11 protein-coding genes and 1 tRNA gene are annotated in these 16,808 nt (G+C 64.9%); 3 read left to right on the top strand and 9 right to left on the bottom strand.

Annotated features, from left to right (window positions below; genetic code table 11):
• Positions 1-17: 17 nt before the first annotated feature.
• The 9 genes from G7Y85_RS06925 to G7Y85_RS06885 all read right to left on the bottom strand — a co-directional run bounded on the left by G7Y85_RS06925 (position 18) and on the right by G7Y85_RS06885 (position 14,202).
• Complete coding sequence (locus G7Y85_RS06925; protein WP_166253952.1) at positions 18-2,750, bottom strand: winged helix-turn-helix domain-containing protein; 2,733 nt, start codon at positions 2,748-2,750, stop codon at positions 18-20.
• 14 nt (positions 2,751-2,764) lie between these two features.
• On the bottom strand, positions 2,765-3,778 hold the full coding sequence (locus G7Y85_RS06920; RefSeq protein ID WP_166253949.1) for an NADP-dependent oxidoreductase: 1,014 nt from the start codon (positions 3,776-3,778) through the stop codon (positions 2,765-2,767).
• A gap of 197 nt (positions 3,779-3,975) precedes the next feature.
• Positions 3,976-5,355: a DUF1329 domain-containing protein gene (locus tag G7Y85_RS06915; RefSeq protein ID WP_166253946.1), complete on the bottom strand. Its 1,380-nt coding sequence runs from the start codon at positions 5,353-5,355 to the stop codon at positions 3,976-3,978.
• Between the two features lie 102 nt (positions 5,356-5,457).
• Complete coding sequence (locus tag G7Y85_RS06910; RefSeq protein ID WP_166253942.1) at positions 5,458-7,533, bottom strand: DUF1302 family protein; 2,076 nt, start codon at positions 7,531-7,533, stop codon at positions 5,458-5,460.
• Between the two features lie 81 nt (positions 7,534-7,614).
• Positions 7,615-8,562, bottom strand: a complete 948-nt coding sequence (locus G7Y85_RS06905) for a WD40/YVTN/BNR-like repeat-containing protein (RefSeq protein ID WP_166253939.1) — start codon at positions 8,560-8,562, stop codon at positions 7,615-7,617.
• 4 nt (positions 8,563-8,566) lie between these two features.
• Positions 8,567-9,946 (bottom strand): DUF1329 domain-containing protein, encoded by a 1,380-nt coding sequence (locus tag G7Y85_RS06900; RefSeq protein ID WP_166253936.1) that lies wholly within the window; start codon positions 9,944-9,946, stop codon positions 8,567-8,569.
• 131 nt (positions 9,947-10,077) lie between these two features.
• Positions 10,078-12,534: an efflux RND transporter permease subunit gene (locus G7Y85_RS06895; protein ID WP_166253933.1), complete on the bottom strand. Its 2,457-nt coding sequence runs from the start codon at positions 12,532-12,534 to the stop codon at positions 10,078-10,080.
• A 408-nt stretch (positions 12,535-12,942) separates the two neighbouring features.
• Positions 12,943-13,029 (bottom strand) — tRNA-Leu (locus G7Y85_RS06890).
• A gap of 387 nt (positions 13,030-13,416) precedes the next feature.
• On the bottom strand, positions 13,417-14,202 hold the full coding sequence (locus G7Y85_RS06885; protein WP_166253930.1) for a hypothetical protein: 786 nt from the start codon (positions 14,200-14,202) through the stop codon (positions 13,417-13,419).
• A gap of 234 nt (positions 14,203-14,436) precedes the next feature.
• Between G7Y85_RS06885 and G7Y85_RS06880 the strand changes: the two genes are divergently transcribed.
• The 3 genes from G7Y85_RS06880 to fdxA all read left to right on the top strand — a co-directional run bounded on the left by G7Y85_RS06880 (position 14,437) and on the right by fdxA (position 16,724).
• The gene (locus G7Y85_RS06880) at positions 14,437-15,033 is read left to right on the top strand and encodes an NUDIX hydrolase (protein WP_194241129.1); all 597 of its coding nucleotides are present in this window, start codon (positions 14,437-14,439) and stop codon (positions 15,031-15,033) included.
• Positions 15,034-15,125: 92 nt separating this feature from the next.
• Complete coding sequence (locus tag G7Y85_RS06875) at positions 15,126-16,274, top strand: hypothetical protein (RefSeq protein ID WP_166253927.1); 1,149 nt, start codon at positions 15,126-15,128, stop codon at positions 16,272-16,274.
• Between the two features lie 126 nt (positions 16,275-16,400).
• The gene (fdxA, locus tag G7Y85_RS06870) at positions 16,401-16,724 is read left to right on the top strand and encodes a ferredoxin FdxA (protein ID WP_166253924.1); all 324 of its coding nucleotides are present in this window, start codon (positions 16,401-16,403) and stop codon (positions 16,722-16,724) included.
• Positions 16,725-16,808: the final 84 nt, after the last annotated feature.

Below are 16,808 nucleotides of genomic sequence, written 5' to 3'. Positions count from 1 at the left end.
GATTTTTCGACCGGACTTCAGTCGATCAGTCCGAAGCGGCGGGCCAGAGCGATCGCCTGCACGCGATTCTTGATCTGCAACTTCTCGAAGATGTTGCGCAGATGCCATTTGACGGTGTTGGTCGACACCGACAGACGATCGGACAAATCCTTGTTGCTCAGGCCGTTGGCGAGGAAGCGCAGCAGGCGGCGCTCCTTTTCGCTGAGGCTGGCGATCAGCTCGGCCAGATCGGGGTCGGCCGGCTGCCCCTCGCCCGCGGTGCCGGTCTCGCCGGCTTCACGCAGCAGGCGATCCAGATGCAGGACGGCAGGGTCCGGGCCTGCGACGCGCGGCAGCTGCGCGAGCGAGGCACGCAGCGACTTGAGCAGGCCGAGCAACATCTGACGCTCGTCGAGGAAGCTGCGCACGAAGCCGCCGGCAGCGCCGATCTCCAGCGCATCGAGCATGCTGCGGCCGGCGAGATTGGCATCGCCGGCCTCCTGCTGCGCGATCGCCAGCAGGATGTGCAGCTTGAGCTCGCGACGACGGCGGTGCCGCAGCCGCGCGCGACGGATTTCGCTGACGAGCAGGCGCGCCGCGTGCGCATGCCGGCCGGCGTGGATCAGATAGCGCGCATAGGTGATCGTGCAGGCTTCGGCTTCACCGGCGTGGAACATCAGCATTTCGCCTGGCGTATCCGTCCATTCGGGCGGCAGCTCGCTCAGCCACTTGGCGGCGTGCTCGAGTTCGCCGTCGAACGTCGCCTGCCTTGCGAGCTCGGCGCGTGCGTAGATGATCAGGCGCGTCAGCGCGTACTTGTAGCCCAGATAGAGCACACGCTCGACGGTCTCCTCGGCCTCGGCGCGCCGTCCCTGCCCGTGCGCGATGCGCGCCGACGTCAGCAGCATGGTCGCGACGGCATCGACGATGGTCTGCTGCTCGGCCAGCTGCGCATAGTCGCGGATCAGCATTTCGGCATCGGCGATGCGGTTCTGCTCGTAGCAGCCGCTCGCTTGGTAGGCGGCAATTACCGCGCCGGCGCTGATGCTGCCGTACGCCTGCTCCTCGGTGCGCTTGAGCGCGGTTGCGAGTCCGCGCACGGCGTCGTCGATCCGTCCCTGCGCCGACAGGCTCATGCTGTAGATCGCTTCCTGGTACGCCTGCCCGAACAGACTGCCGTCCTCGTCGTGCAGCGGTCGCGCCTGCAGCAGCAGGCCGCGTGCGTCCTCGTATTCCGCGCGTCCGACCATCAGCATCGCCCGCGAATTGAACGTCACCGCGTACTTGAAGCCGCGCCGCTCGGCAAGCTGCGCGGCGCATTCGACGGCGGTCTCGCCCAGCTCCTCGATGCGGTCCTGGGCAGCGAGCACGAACAGGCGGCTGACGTTGTGCACGCCGATCGCCGCAGCACCGGCACCGTCGCGATCGAGCTGCCGGCGATGCAGGTCGATCAGCGCATCGGCCTTGTCGAAGGCGCGACGAAAGCCGTAGGCGATGATCGCGGCGTTGACCAGCGCCTCGTGCCGCAGCAGCGTCTCGGTCGGCAACTGCTCGACGTAGCGCTCGATCAGACCGAGTCGCTCCTGTGCGACGAGCCGATCGATGACCGCCAGCATCAGCGCCGCGGCCTGCTCGAGATCGCCGGCATGCAGGGCATGCTGGATCGCATCCTCGCGATAGCCGTGTTCGGCGTACCACTGCGCGACGCTGCGGTGCCGGCGACGCAATTCGTCCGGCGCCATCAGTGTTGCGGCGCGTGCGACGAGGAACTGCCGGAACAGGTTGTGGAAGCGGAACCAGGTGCCGTCGAGATCGGTGCGACTGAGAAACAGGCCGGCACGCTCGACTTCGGCAAGGCGCGCCGTGCCGTCGGCGGTGCCCGTCAGGTGCTCGACGAGGCCGGCGCTGAGCTTGTCCGGCACGCCAAGCTGCAGCAGCAGTTCCTGCATCGCCGGCTCCAGCGCCCCGAACATTTCCGCGGCGAGAAAATCGATCAGCTCCGGCGTCATGCCCTTGCCGGCGAACGCGGTCGCACGGTAACGGCCGCCGCGGCGCAGGCACAGGCGGAAGCCCTGCAGCGCCGCCGGCCAGCCGTTCGTGCGATCGTGGATCTCGGCGATGTCCTCCGGGCGCAGATCGCGGAATTCGCTGAAGAACTCCATCGTCTCGGCGGCACGAAAGCACAGATCGCCGTCGCTGATCATCAGGGTGCCGTCGTCGATCTGCAGACGAGTCAGCATCGAGCCCGGCAACGCGCGCGTACCGACGCAGAGTTGCGCGCCGTCGGGCAGCGCGCGAACGGCCTGCGCGAGCACCCCGCCGATCTCGACGCTCGCCGCGACCTCGAAGTTGTCGACGACGATCACCACCGGCCCGCCGGCATGGCGCAGCGCGCGCACGAAATCCTGGATGGTCGACGGACGCGAGCCGTTCTCGTCACGCGCGCGCGTCACGCGCGGCCGCAGCAGGCTGACGGCCGCCTCGCACAGCAGTCTCAGGAATTCGGCGGGGTCGGCCGAGTGTGCATCCATGCGCACCCAGGCCACCTTGTCGCCGGCGGCGGCACGCCGTTCGCAGTACTGGCGCAGCAGTACGGTCTTGCCGTAGCCGGCCGGTCCCTGCACGGCAATCAGGCGCGGCCGCGGCGAGACCGCGAGTTGATCGAGCAGGCGCCGCCGATGGATTTGCGCATTCGCCGCCGGCACCGTCGACTCGGCCGGCTGTGCATCAGCCTGGACTGCCGGGCGTCGGGCCTCCGATGCGCGTGCCATGGTCTCGATAGCCCCTAGGGCTCGGCGCCGATGCGCACCATCACCTTGCCTTGGTTGCCGCCGCTGTAGAGCAGCTTCAGGGCGTCAACCGCGTTGTCGAGCCCGTCGACGACGTGCAGGCGATAGTGCAGGCGACCTTCCAGCATCCACTGCGCCAGCTTGGCCTGGAATTCCGGATAGCGCGCCGCGTAATCGAGGATCACGAAGCCCTCGACGCGCAGGCGACGCATGATCAGGTTGCGGAACATGCGCGGACCGGGCACCGGTTCGGCGCTGTTGTAGGTGGAGATCAGGCCGCAGATCACGACCGAACCGAAGTCCTTCATCACCGTCAGGCCGGCATCGAGCATCTCGCCGCCGACGTTCTCGAAATGGACGTCGATGCCGTCGGGCGCCAGTTGCCGGAGACGCTCGACGACGTTCTCGGATTTGTAATCGATCGCTGCGTCGTAGCCGAACTCCTCGGTCAGCCAGCGGCACTTCTCGGCACCGCCGGCGATGCCGATCGCGCGGCAGCCATGAATCTTCGCGATCTGGCCGACCAGCATGCCGACCGCGCCGGCCGCGGCGGTGACGACCACGGTGTCGCCCGGTTTCGGCCGGCCGATTTCCATCAGGCCAACCAGGGCGGTCGGACCGGCGACGGCGAGAATGCCGAAGGCATCGGCCATCTTGAGACCGGGAATGTTCGGCATGAGCTGCATGTCGCTGCCGTCGCTGACGACGAAGTCGGCCCACGGCTTGAGGCCGGCGGCGAGGCTGCCGACCGGGAAATCCGGATGGCGCGATTCGATGATCTCGCCCGCGAGAAAGCCGATCATCGGCGCGCCGAGCGACACCGGCGCCATGTACAAGTCGAGATCACCGAGCCACAGACGATTGGTCGCATCCATCGACAGGTAGACCGAGCGCACCAGGAACTCGCCGTCCTTCAGTGCCGCGAGCGGCTCCTCGCGCAGCACCAGCGTGTCCGGCTCGATGTCCTGCTTCGGGCGCTTGTTGAAATGCCAGCGGCGGACCTGACGCATGCTCATCTCCTCTCGTCGTGTTTTGGTCCGTCGCAGTCTCCAACGCTCCGCAGCGCGACGGCCCACCCTTAGGAATGGGTCAGGTGCCGGTATCGTACGCCCGCGGCAGCCGCGCCCGCCGTCCATGCGCGGCAGCGATTCAGCGGGATCGACCAGCGGAACCGGATCGAAGCCGACCGGCGTGCGCGACTGCGCCGTCAGCCGTTGCCCAGATGCATCAGCGCGGCATTGGTCAGGTAACGGTCGTAGATCGCCGGATCGTTGACCGCCGTCGCATGGCCGCCGGTGATGCTCTTCACCTGCTCGAGCCGCGTCATGCGTCCGGTCTGGATATCGAAGGCGTGGACGTGCGCCCAGGACCAGTACGGGTGCCTGCCGTCCATGAAGCGATGCTCGCCCGATTCGTAGAGCGCGTAGGCGCCGTCGAAGGAATGATACGGATCGCCGCGACGGTCGAAGGTCACCATCGCGATCGGCAGCATCGTGCGCGCGTCGAACCAGACGTGCTTCTTGCTGACCGGCGCGCGCTTGAAGCCGGTCGGCTCGGCCGACACCAGGATCGCCTCCGGCACCAGTTCGACGGTCGTGTCCCAGAAGGTCTTGCCCTTCGGTCCGCCGTGGGTCTTGTGTTCCCAGTTCGGATGATCGGCATTCCAGCCACCGGAGATCGCGGCCAGCGCCGGACCACGACCGATGATCTGGTAGTTGCCCCAGGTGTAGAGCGGATCGCCCGCGGTCCAGGCGTCGGACAGATACAGCGTCGAGCCCGGAATCAGCGGCTCGAAGCGCTGATCGGTCGGGAACTGGCGGATGCGTTTGAACGCCGGCACATAGCCGTAGAGGTCCGGAAAGCTGTGCTGGTCGTATGGCCAGACATTGAGAAACGAGGTGCCCTTGGCGCTGTCCGGCGAGGCGAAGAAGATCGACTGGAAGCGCAGCTTGTCCTCGTGCGCCGGCCAGTACGGCATCGGCTCCATGCAGACGCGCGCCACCGGTGACATCTCGGCCCAGCCGGCGTCGTAGTTGTAGCGCACGTCACCCTCGACGCCGAGATCGTATTCCTTGATCGCGTAGAACGCCGCGTCGTGCCGGCCCCAGCTCAGGGTAATGCTGGCGAAAATCTCGATGCCGGTCTTTGCATCCGGAAACGGATTGCCGCCGATCCAGGGTTTGCCCCCGTCGACGACGATGTTGCCGTTGCCGTCGAACTGTGCCTTGCCGCGATTGCGCAGTGTCGCTTCGAGATATTCCCAGGGGCTGAGTCTGGTGATGTCGCCGGTCGTCGGCGCCAGCTTCAGGCGCCGGCCCATGGTCTTGATCTGCTGGTATTTGATCGGCTCCAGCAGATCGCGCACCAGATCGACGTTGGCGGCGGTGATCAGGTCACCGTTCTTGAGCCGGCCCCTGGTGTATCCCTCGATCGACAGCAGCTCGTCCGGATAGGCCTTGCTCGCATCGCCGGACTGCGCGATTGCGTCCCACAGCGGCATCAGCACGCCGGCGCCCGCCACGCCGCGCGCCAGCGACTTCATGAAGTGACGGCGGCTGTAGTCGTGGTCGTAACGCAGCAGTCTCATGACGATCTCTTTGCGAACACGCCGCTCTGAAAAAAGAAACGACGGCCGATTGCTCGGCCGTCGATGGATCCGCATCCACGGGGAGGAGGGAAGACGCGCGGATCAGAACTGATAGGTCACCCGGATGGTGGCCTCGTCGGCGAAGTCAATCGTCGACAGCAGGGTGTTGTTCGGATTGACACCACCGAGCTTGCCGTTGATGTACGAGTAGAAGCCTTCGACCGTCCAGGCACCGCTCGGCTTCCACTTCAGGCCGGGCTGCACGAGGATGCTGCCGCGCGGGTCGTACAGTGTTGCGAAGCCGACACGATAGACATCGTTCGGGAACGGCTGCTGGAAGGCGAAGACCACGTAGTTCGCGCCGTGCACCCCGTCCGGGATCTTCTCTTCGGTACCGCCGTAGCCCTTCAGCGAGCGGCCGAACAGATCGTCGACATTGCGGTACATGTACTGCAGCACGAAGTAGGTCGCCGGGAACGATTCGGAGAAGCGGTAGTACTTCTCCAGCACGAGGGCGGTGATCACCGAGTTGTCGGTGATCGGCTTCTGACTCAGCGTCGTGCTCGTGAACTTCTTGTTCGGCGTGTAGCTGGCCTCGAGGTTGATGATCAACTGGTCGAGGATGCTGCCCGGCGCGCCGTCGGTCACGTAGCTCGCGCCGAGGCCATAGACCTGTTCGCGATAGTAGTCACGTGCGATGTGCCCGCGCAGCGAGCCACCGGCGGCGATGAAGAAGGTGTTGAGCTCGTTGACCGCCTGCTGGTAGTTGTCGACGTGACTGGCGTAGATCGCCTGCGAGTCCGGGAATTCGTCGATCGACGCGTTCAGGCCGTTGATGCCGTCAAGCCGCACCTGGGCCGCGTAGTTGAACCATTCCTGCGCCGAATAGACACCACCGGGCGAGGCTTCGAACGGCGTGCCGGCGAGCACCTCACCCGAAGTCTTGCCGCGCAGCGCCATCGTCGTGTTGACGAGATTGCCGAGCGATCCCGGCGTGTCCGGCAGATCCTTGTTGACGCCCGACTGGGTCCAGCGATACACGCCATCCGGGTTGTAGCGCTCGGCGGCGACGGCCTGGAAACCCCACTGCCCGTAGCTGCCTTTCAGGCGCAGGCCGTAGTTGAGCTTATTCTCGTAGCCGCCCTCGTGGTACATGTCGTGGACGGTGAAAGCGACCGGGATGATGTTGTATTGCGTGTTCGGATTGCCGAGCACCGTCGGCTGGAATTTCTGCACGTAGGCATCGGCGAGGATGTCGTCGTTGAGCTGGTAGCCGATACGCAGACCCAGAGCCGGCACGCGTTTGTCGGAGAACTCCTCCTGCGCATAGTCAAGCAGCGAGTGACGACGCAGGTCGAGACCGTCGACGATGTCGAGCACCCGGAAGAAGATCGCCTGGCCCCAGGCAATCTGCTGATTGCCGATCCGCACATTGAGCGGACCGTGGTTGTATTCGAGAAACAGCGCCGGGAAATAGACCTGGTAGTTCTTGCCGGTCCATTCCAGGGGATTCGGGTGCTTGTCGCCTTCGACGCGATAGTCGAAGTAGTCGGGCGAACCCTGGTACAACGACGGGATGCCGCCGCTGATGCCACCCTGCACGCCATCGAGGCTGTGCGCGTTGAAGTCGTCGTACCAGCCCGGATCGTAGATCGCGCGCAGGCGGCTGATCAGCGTCAGGTCGCTGTTGAGGTGGACGCCGAGTTCGAGCTCGCCGCGCAGGATCTGGTAGTTGAACTTGTTGTCGACGCCGCGGATCGGGCTGCCGGTGTTTGTCGAGCTGTCGATGCCGCGCACGCCGGGCGAATTGGCGTCGCTGGCAAGCAGCGTCGGAACCGGCAGCGTCGTCCAGGTGTTGGTATCCGGCAGCGGAATGCCGAGCACGTCCTGGGTGATAGTGCCGATCAGCGCCGGCGGCACGTAGGCCTGACGCGCGATCGAGCGTTCGTTGAAGGTGTTGCCGCGCTGATTGGCCGGGTTGTCGTCACTGCTGGTCGAAACCGCGACTTCGGGACGGATGAAGCCGCCCAGCGAAAAGTCCACGTTGTCCCACCAGCTGTTGCCGTCATCCTGTGCCTGGGCTGCAGACGCGAACACCGCGATCGCTGCCAGCAGACCGCTCTTGACCAGATCCTGCTTGCCCAGGAACCGCTTGGGATTCCGCTTTATGCTTTTCATTGTCCCCTCCACTGCGACTCTGACTGGCGACAACCGTTGTGGTCGCCGCCTCCCATGCAGCTTCGCTGCCGCGTGCCGCTGTTACGGCTGCATGCGTACCATCTCACCCGCCTGCCCCACGACCAGAACGCCGTCCGCCGTGCCGGCCAGATCGGAGAACCAGAGACTGCCCAGGGGCCCCTCGGCACGTGTCTGCCACGACTGGCCACCGTCGTGGGTGATCAGACTGCCGCGCACGCCGGAGATGACGACCACGTCATGCGAGATCGGCTGTACCGCGAGCAGATTGGCCTGACTGCCTGAGCTGAGCGTCGTCCAGGTCTTGCCGTCGTCGTCGGTACGCAGCACCGTCCCGACCTGGCCGACCGCATAGCCGCGGCCCTGCCCATCGAACGCGAGGCCGAAGATCGACGCGTCGCCACGATGCAGCTCGTGCCAGCTGGCGCCGCCATCGGTGCTGCGCAGGATCAGGCCGAACTCCCCGGCCATCGTCATGGCGCCGCTGTCATCGACCAGCGCGTCGTACAGATGCGGTTCTTCACCGTGTTCGGTGATGCTGTTCCAGTCCGGCGCCGCGTTGCGCCAGTGCTGGCCGCCATCGCTCGACACCAGCACGGTGCCGAATTCGCCGACCGCGAGGGCATCGCCCTTGTGATTGACCTGTACCGAGAACAGGCGGCTCGTGCTGCCGCTGTCGATCGGCTTCCACTTGCCGTCCTGCAGACTCAGCACCAGTCCTTTCTGGCCGACCGCCAGCGTGCGCCCGCCGCTGGTCGTGACACCGAGCAGGCTGAGCGGCGTCGGCGCCGGGGTCATCGCCTTCCAGGTCTGCCCCCCGTCGTCGGTACCGAGAATTTCGCCGGCAGCCCCGGTCGCATAGCCGTTCTTGCCGTCCATGGCGATCGAGAACAGTGCCTGATGCACGGTTCCCGACACCACGGGGGACAGCGCCGCTTGCGGCTCCGCCGCGCCGGCGGCGCTCGAAACGAGCGCCGCGGCGACGACGACCAAACAGTCGCGGAGTGCCATACGATCAGGCCGTGCCCAGGCGCTGGATCGCCTGATTGGTGAGGTACTTGTTGTAGACGTCGACGCCGTTGGTCGACAGCTGCGACTTGTAGCCACCCGAGGTCGATTCCGTATGCATGATGCGGCTCATGCGGTTGGCCTGGATGTCGTGGCTCAACACGTAGGTCCACGACCAGTCGGAATTGCCCTTGGCATCCTTCACGATCGCGCTGCCGTCCTGGTAGCGCGACCAGCCGGGCTCGAACGACTTCCACATCTCGCCGCGGCGATCGAAGGTGATGTACGCCACGAACTGCTGGTTGCGAACGTCGATCCACACGCGCTTCTTGCCGACCGGCGCACGCGGATAACCCGTCGGCTCCGCCTCGAGCACGATGCATTCCGGACACATCGAGAAGTTGGTGTCGAAGAAGGTCTGACCCTTGGGACCACCGTGCACCGGCAGTTCCCAGTTCTTGCTGCTGCCATGCCAGTTCTGGCTGACGGCCCCGAGCATCGGCTGGCGACCGACGATCTTGTAGTTGCCCCAGGTCAGCATCGGATCGCCGGCGGCCCAGGCATCCGACAGGAACCAGGTGATGCCCGGCAGCAGCGGTTCGAAGCGCTGGTTGGTCGGGAACTGGCGAACGCGACGGAACGCCGGCAGGTAACCGTAGAGATCCGGGAACTTGCGCTGGTCGTAGTACCAGGTGCTGAGGAACGAGCTGCCGGCAGTGTCCTGCGGCGCCGTGAACCACACCGACTGCAGACGCAGCAGATCGTCCTTGCCCTGGAACACCGTGCCGTCGACGCGCGCCTGCGCCTGCAGCTCGGCCCAGACGAAATCGTACTGGTAGGCCTGATTGCCGTCCGGGGCGATATCCCACTGGCGGATCGCGTACTGGCAGTAGTCGTGACGACCCCAGGACAGCGTCAGGTTGGCGATCGCCTCGTTGGCATCCTTGGCGTCCGCGAACGGCAGTCCGCCGATCCAGGGTTTGCCGCTGGCTGCCTCGACGATGTTGCCGGTGGCATCGAACTTGGCCTTGCCCTTGTTCTTCAGCGAGGCTTCGAGAAAGCCCATCGGATACAGCAGGCTCGCGTCGGTGACGGTCGGCACGATCTTGATCTTGCGCCCCATCTCCTTGACCTGCTTGTAGGTGATCGGGTCGAGCAGGTTCTTGACGGCATCGACATTGGCGGCGGTCACATAGTCGCCGGTCTTGACCTTGCCCTTGGTGTACATCTCCACCGACATGTTCTCGTCGGGATAGGCCTTGCTGGTGTCGGCACCGCTGGCAATCAGGGGCCAGAGGGGCGCCAGCACGCCGGCACCGGCACCGAGCGCCGCCTTCTGCAGCAGAGCCCGGCGACCGTAATCGACGTCGTATTTACGGATATGCATTTCGACTTCTCCTCACGCTTGCTTCTTTTAGGGCCGGAAGACTCAGCTTCGGGCAGACATCCGCGACGCAAGATGCGCACGGACTCGCTTGATGCATACGGCTGGACGACGGCTTTGGGTGCGGCCGTTCGTCACTTCATGGCTCCGGCCAGATGGCCCGGCACCGAATTGTCGTGCTGACCCTCGGCGGTGAACTGGCTGAGATCGACGCCCTCGCCGACCAGCAGGTCCTTGCGCTCGACAAAGCGCGGCTTGACCAGCCAGACCAGCAGCGGCAGTACCACCAGCGCCAGCACCATGTTGATGAGCATGGTCAGCACCAGCAGCAGGCCCATGTCGGCCATGAACTTGAGGCCCGACAGGAAATACCAGGGCAGGATGCCGATGAACATGATCGTCGCCGTGAACATGATCGCCTTGCCGGTCGTCGTCAGCGACGCCGTGATGGCACGGCCCCAATCCTTGTCCTGCGCGTGGTATTCCTCGCAGATGCGCGACAGCAGATAGATGCCGTAGTCGATGCCGACACCGACGCCGATCGCCGCCACCATCAGCGAATTGATGTCGAGGCCGATGCCGATGAGGTGCATTGCCGCGTTGAGGATGAAGTTCGCGAGATTGACCGGAATCAGGAGGATCAGGCCGGCGACCAGCGAGCGGTAAGCCAGGCTGCAACCGGCGAGAATCACGAGATTGAGCAGGCCGATGATGACCCAGTGGAAGCGCTCGACGACTTCATTCATCGCCTGCTGCAAGGCGATCGTGCCGGTGCCGAGGCGCACCGTGAACTTGTCGTGATCGATGCCGACTTCCTGGACCGCGGCACTCGCCGCCTTCAGCGCCGCATCGACCGTGCCCTGCTTGTTGTCCTTGTACCAGAGTGAAACGGTCGAGTTCTCCTGGTCGAAATCGATGACATGCGAGAACGCCTTCGAGCTCGAGCCGACCGTCACGGCCGTCGCCGCCGCGTTGGTGGCGGCATTGTCCGGATCGAGCGGCAGCCATTTCGGATTGCCGCCGGCGAACAGACGGTTGCCTTCCATCAGATAGTCGGCGAACGACAGCGTCGCACGCGGCGGATTGGCGCCCTGCTCCATGATGCTTTGCAGGCGCATCATCGTCATCACGGTGTCGGCCTGACGCGCGACGCGTGCCGGATCGTTCGGATTCTTCGCCTCGAGCACGATCTCCAGCGTGTTGACGCCGGGGAAGTGCGCGTTGATCTCGCGCACCGCTTCGTTGTACTCGGAGTCGTACCACAGCAGATTACTGCCTTCGACCGGGTTGCCGATGCGGATCTGCAGCGATTCGTAGACCGCGACCACCGCGAGCACCGCAACGATTACCGTCGTGAAGCGCGCGGTCCTGCCGTACGACAGCTTGGCGATGTTGCGCAGCAGCGACTGGAAGCCGTGATGCAGGCCGCCGGTCTGGCCCTTGCCGATCAGGCGATCGACATTGCGTGGCGCCGGCAGCGTCGCCAGCAACAGCGAGATCAGCACGACGCCGGTCGGAATCAGCCAGATCGCCCAGAAGCCGCAGAACAGCGCGAAGCGTTCCATCGCCGGGATCGGCGCGATGGCGATCAGGAAGATGCCGACGATGTCGGTGAAGATGCCGAGCACGCTCGGCGCCATCATCACGCCCATCGTGATCTCGGCCGCCTTGACGCGATCACCGACGTGCGAATAGACCTCGTAATAGCGTTCGGTGAACTGCACGCAATGCGAGAACGAACGTGCGACCAGCAGCAGCGGCACGATCATCAGCAGCGGTTCGATCGGTGACTTCAACCAGCCGACGAAACCGAACCCCCAGATCGCTGCCACCAGGCTGGTGACGATCGGCGTGACGATGCCCACGACATTGCGCATGTACAGCGCCAGCGCCAGGATCAGCGCGCCGAGCGTCGCCGCGAAGATCCAGAACATCTGCGACTCGTAGGCGTAGACCCAGCCGGTCAGCGCCGGCTGGCCGGCCATGTAGACGTCGTGGTCGGCGTCCTTGTATTTGGCGACCAGGCCGTGCACGTACTTGAATGCCTCGCCGTAGTCGAGGCGCTGCTCGATGAACGTGGCGTTGATCAGCGTCGCCGTCTCGTCGCCGGAAATCAGGAAGGTGCGCGCGTTCGGCGACTTGTCGACGCGCTGGCGGAACTCGGCGATCTCGGCCGGCGTCGACGGTACGTGATCTTCCATGAGCGGCCGCATGTCGATGCCGTACGGCGTGGCTTCGGCGTAGCGTGCCTTTTCCGTGGCGATCGACAGGATCTGGTCGTGGTCGACACCCGGCGCCAGATCGATGTCACGCGTCAGCTGCCAGACCTTGCTCAGCGTCTCGGTGTTGTAGATGTCGCCGTTCTTGTGCTTGATCATCAAGGTGAACGTCAGCGGATTGCCGAAGTTCGGATGGTCCTTGAACACCTGCACGAACGGATCGTCCTTCGGCAACAGGTCGGAGAAGATGGTCTTCAACTCGACGTTGCGAATGCCGACCGCGAAGAACGCGGTGATCAACACGAAGATCATCGCGGTCAAACCGCGATGACGCATGACCAGAGCAGCCAGCCTGAAGCGAAAGCTTTCCATGTAAGTTCCGTTTGACGCCGGCGACTCGCCGGCATGGCCCGCAGATGCGGACGATCAATCAGGCGAGCGCAGACCGACCATGGTGGCTCGGCCCGGGGATATGGCTGCTGATGCGTGCATGCCGCATGGTGATCTCCTCTCTCGATTTATCGATGCGCCGGCCGGATCGCTGCCGTCGTCGTCCCTTTGTTGGTGACGAGAAAGTAATTTGGCGCCTGCGATGAGGCACTACACAAACGGGTAGTTTTCCGGACCCTGCCTGGAATATGCGCTGGCCGAGTGCCTGAAAAGCGTGCTGCAGCGCGATGTTGCAGGTCGCGGCACGGATGGGCGGCGCCGGACGCCGGATGCGACTTTGCTGCAGCACAGCAGCGCGACGCGTCGAAGCTGCCGAGATCAGAACCCGCGTGGTGCCGAAGGAGAGACTCGAACTCTCACGAGGGGTTGCCTCGGCGGATTTTGAATCCGCTGCGTCTACCGTTCCGCCACTTCGGCGCGGGGCCGGCGATTATAGCGACCGTTACCGCATCCACCAACGGACGATCTGCAAAAAAAGGCCCGCTTGCGCGGGCCAGATCAGGTGAGAACTGCGAAGCGGTGGAGATTCCGGACCGCAGTTGCAGGATAGGGCTCGACAGGCTCAGAACCCGAGCCTGGAAATTTCGAACGCTGAAAATAGATGAGCCCCGGCATGGCCGGGGCTCGGGGGCGTTCTCGCGTGCGGGTTCAGGGGTGGCACGCGAGAACTGGATGTATCGTAGCGCCGCCGCGGCGCCCGGCCGTCACCGCAACGCGACGGTTTGTTTCAATCTGTATGGCTGCAATCGACGGCGGCCACGAAAAAGGCGGCCGATCGGCCGCCTCTTTCACCGCGATCCGCGCTCAGATCTTGAAATCGAGACGGATGCCGGCGTGGTAGCCGTAGGTGCGCGCCGCGCTTTCCGCATAGAACACCGTACCGCCGCCGCCGATGCGGACGTCCGGCAGGCGGCTGTCCGGATTCACGTAAAGCGGCACATCGAGGTTGAGCCCGAAGCTGACCGCGTCGAACTTGACGCCACCGTTGCCGTTCTCGAGCTTGAGATGCGAATAACCCACTGGCGCCGACACTTCGAGGAAGCGGAACAGGTTGCCGGTCGGAACGAGATAGACGCCATACATCTGCTTGGTGGCGACCTTGTCGTGATCGTTGCCATTCTCGTTCTTGATGCCGAACTGCGCTTCGACCCCGATCTGCTTGAACAGGCGGGTGCCGACGCGCATGCGGTAGAAGTTCGAGTCGAAGCTGTCACCGCCGAGTGCATTCTTCAGGCTGTCCTTCGACAGCGACGCATGCAGGAAGGCGTAGTCGGCACCGGCGTAGACGTAGTACGGCTTGCGAGGCGGTGGCGGCGGCTCCTCGGGCTCGCTGCTGGCGGTGCTGTCATCGCCGGCGCTCGAGCTGTCGCTGCCGGCCGCCTGCGTATCATCGGTCGCGGCAGCGTCGCCGGTCGAGCCGGTGTCGGCTGCGGACGCATCGGCGCTGCCGTCCGTTGCCGCATCGGCCGGCGCACTGCCTGCCGCATCGGCCGCCGACGCATCGCTGCCGGCGTCCTGCGCGAACACCGGATTCATGGCCATCAGGCCCAGCGCGATAACGCTCAACGGCACAAAACGAATGTGCTTCATTTTCCCCTCCCCGTTCTTTGGCCCGGCTTGGACCGGTTGATTTCGATTGCAGCGGAAATGTTCGTCGATTTCCCCCCTCAAATCCAGTGAGCCGAAACCGGCCGGCTTGCGCTGCAGCCAATGCGCCGGATTCGCGGCTGTGCCAGCGGGATATCCGCCCGAAGTCATCCATACGACCGGGGCAGAGCCCGGCAACTCGCCCTATAGTGCCGGATCGCCCAGCAACGATCCCTCATGCATCCCGATATCCACTTCTGCAATGTCTGCGGCCAGGCCAGCGAATTCCGCGTCCCGGACGGCGATCATCTGCCGCGCCACGTCTGCCCGGCCTGCGGCCACATCCAGTACCTGAATCCGAAGGTGATCGTCGGCGTGATTCCGGAACATGCCGACGGACGGGTCCTGATGTGCCGGCGCAATATCGAGCCGCGCCTCGGGCTGTGGACGTTCCCCGCCGGCTTCATGGAGCTGGGCGAAACCAGCGCGCAGGGCGCGGCACGCGAGGCGCAGGAAGAAGCACAGGTCGACGTGCAGGTCGACGATCTGCTGATGGTGATCAACGTGCCGTACGTCAGTCAGGTCTATCTGATCCATCGCGGCACGATGCGCAGCGAGCATTTCGGCCCGACCTTCGAAAGCTCGGAAGTGAAGCTGATGCGCGAGGACGAGATCCCCTGGGACGAGATCGCGTTCCCGACGATCCTGCACAGCCTGCGCCGTTTCTTCGAGGATCGCGCCAAGGGGCGCTACGAGCTGCACAGCCTCGATCTGAGCTTCCGTCCCCGGCCGCCGCAGCGCGCAGAGATCGCCGGCGACGCCGCAACGCCCTGAGTCCGATCCCCCGAACCGGGGGCGTACAAGCGTATCGGCTGCCCCCAAGCTTGGTGTCGCCTCAAGTCAGGCGTACACACATGGGGGACTTCATGAACAAGCTTGCAAATCGCAGCCACGGCGCCGTGCGCACCACCGCATTCGCCCTGACACTGATCACGACCGCTGCGCTGAGCGCCTGCGGCAACGACAACAATGACAACGGTGGTGGCGGCAGCGGCAGCGGCGACGTGGGCGCAGCCGACCTGAGCGCGGCCGGCACCCAGCAACAGGTCGGCACCTTCGGCACGCTGGTGCAGGCGCTCGGCGCGCTCGACGCGCTGTCGAACAGCCCCTCCGGCGTTGCCGCCACCGGCCGGCCGCTCGCCAAGCAGGCGCGCATCCATGCCAAGGCCGGCGACGCATGCCCGGGTGGCGGCACCAGCGAGGACAGCGGTCCGACCAGCAAGAACGTCGGTTCGCCGTTCACCAGCCAGCCGCTGCCGGTCAGCACGACCAGCTTCCACAACTGCCGCTACGTCGATTCGCAGGAACAGGACGGCAATTCGACCGATGTCGAGATCACGCTTGACGGCAGCGCCGAAGGCGGCGCTCTGGAGGGCGGCGACCCGTACGTCGAATATTTCCGCATCGGCGACGACAGCGGTCCGTACTCGCTCGACTATCACTTCGCGCAAAGCAGCTCCGGACAGGGCGTCAACGTCTCGTCGGACGTCACCCTGGAGCTGGGCATCCGCTTCCGCGACGACTACAAGTCCGACAGCAGCGGCAGCGAAGACCGGTTCGTGCTGTCGTTCGACGGCAGCTACGACGCTTCTGCCACCAGCAACGGCCAGGGTGGCAGCACCAGCGGCGACTTCACCTATTACATCGGCAAGAGCGGCGCGCCGTTCACGGCAAGCGACGACAGCAGCGGCACGACCATCAGCGGCGAATACGGTTTCAAGTTGAGCGGCCCGGCGGGGGCAAGCTGCCCGAGCGGCGGCGTGACGATCTCGACGCTGGACCCGCTGACCGACAGCAACGGCGCGGCCAGCCCGTTCAGCGCCGGGCGCCTGCAATTCAGCAGCGGCGGCAGCAGTTCACAGGTCACCTTCAATGACGACGGGACCGTCACCGTGCAGGGCTCGGACGGACAGAGCAGCACTTTCAGCTATGCCGAAGCGGTGGCGTCGGCCGGCCCCTGCGCCGGCTACGCGCTGGCCGGTCTGTACCTGGCCGCCGGCGCCGCGCCGCGCTGAGCCGCGGCACCGGTGAAGCAGAAACGGGGGAGCCGCAACTCCCCCGTTCTGCCGACCGTCGCGCCCACGCAATGGTTTAAACTGTGCGCCCCGTAGAATCCGACCGTTTCGAGCCGCGAGCGCAACATGACTTTTGTCGTTACCGAGAACTGCATCAAGTGCAAATACACCGACTGCGTGGAGGTCTGCCCGGTCGACTGCTTCCATGAAGGTCCGAATTTCCTCGTGATCGACCCGGAAGAATGCATCGACTGCACACTGTGCGAGCCGGAATGCCCGGCCAATGCGATCTTCGCGGAAGATGACCTGCCGGCGGACCAGGCCGACTTCAAGGCACTCAATGCCGAACTGACCAAGCTCTGGCCGGTCATTACCGAAAAGCAGGAATACCCGCCCGAGAACAAGGAGTGGGACGGCAAGCCGAACAAACTCGCCCTGCTCGAACGCTGAACCTGTTGCTTGATTGCAGGCGCGGACGCACGACCGGCGTCCGCGCCTTTTTTGTACCCGGCGCCACGCGCCTGCCGGCCGCGC

This window comes from Solimonas terrae (assembly GCF_011067135.1).
GTDB lineage: Bacteria > Pseudomonadota > Gammaproteobacteria > Nevskiales > Nevskiaceae > Solimonas > Solimonas terrae.
The sequence above is the reverse complement of the archived record's forward strand: the minus strand, read 5'-3'. Positions and strand labels throughout refer to the sequence as shown.

Bases quoted from the DNA above. Each gene is read 5' to 3' on its own strand.
- G7Y85_RS06925 (WP_166253952.1), bottom strand. From the start codon at position 2,750: ATGGCACGCGCATCGGAGGCCCGACGCCCGGCAGTCCAGGCTGATGCA.
- G7Y85_RS06920 (WP_166253949.1), bottom strand. From the start codon at position 3,778: ATGCGTCAGGTCCGCCGCTGGCATTTCAACAAGCGCCCGAAGCAGGAC.
- G7Y85_RS06915 (WP_166253946.1), bottom strand. From the start codon at position 5,355: ATGAGACTGCTGCGTTACGACCACGACTACAGCCGCCGTCACTTCATG.
- G7Y85_RS06910 (WP_166253942.1), bottom strand. From the start codon at position 7,533: ATGAAAAGCATAAAGCGGAATCCCAAGCGGTTCCTGGGCAAGCAGGAT.
- G7Y85_RS06905 (WP_166253939.1), bottom strand. From the start codon at position 8,562: ATGGCACTCCGCGACTGTTTGGTCGTCGTCGCCGCGGCGCTCGTTTCG.
- G7Y85_RS06900 (WP_166253936.1), bottom strand. From the start codon at position 9,946: ATGCATATCCGTAAATACGACGTCGATTACGGTCGCCGGGCTCTGCTG.
- G7Y85_RS06895 (WP_166253933.1), bottom strand. From the start codon at position 12,534: ATGGAAAGCTTTCGCTTCAGGCTGGCTGCTCTGGTCATGCGTCATCGC.
- G7Y85_RS06885 (WP_166253930.1), bottom strand. From the start codon at position 14,202: ATGAAGCACATTCGTTTTGTGCCGTTGAGCGTTATCGCGCTGGGCCTG.
- G7Y85_RS06880 (WP_194241129.1), top strand. From the start codon at position 14,437: ATGCATCCCGATATCCACTTCTGCAATGTCTGCGGCCAGGCCAGCGAA.
- G7Y85_RS06875 (WP_166253927.1), top strand. From the start codon at position 15,126: ATGAACAAGCTTGCAAATCGCAGCCACGGCGCCGTGCGCACCACCGCA.
- fdxA (WP_166253924.1), top strand. From the start codon at position 16,401: ATGACTTTTGTCGTTACCGAGAACTGCATCAAGTGCAAATACACCGAC.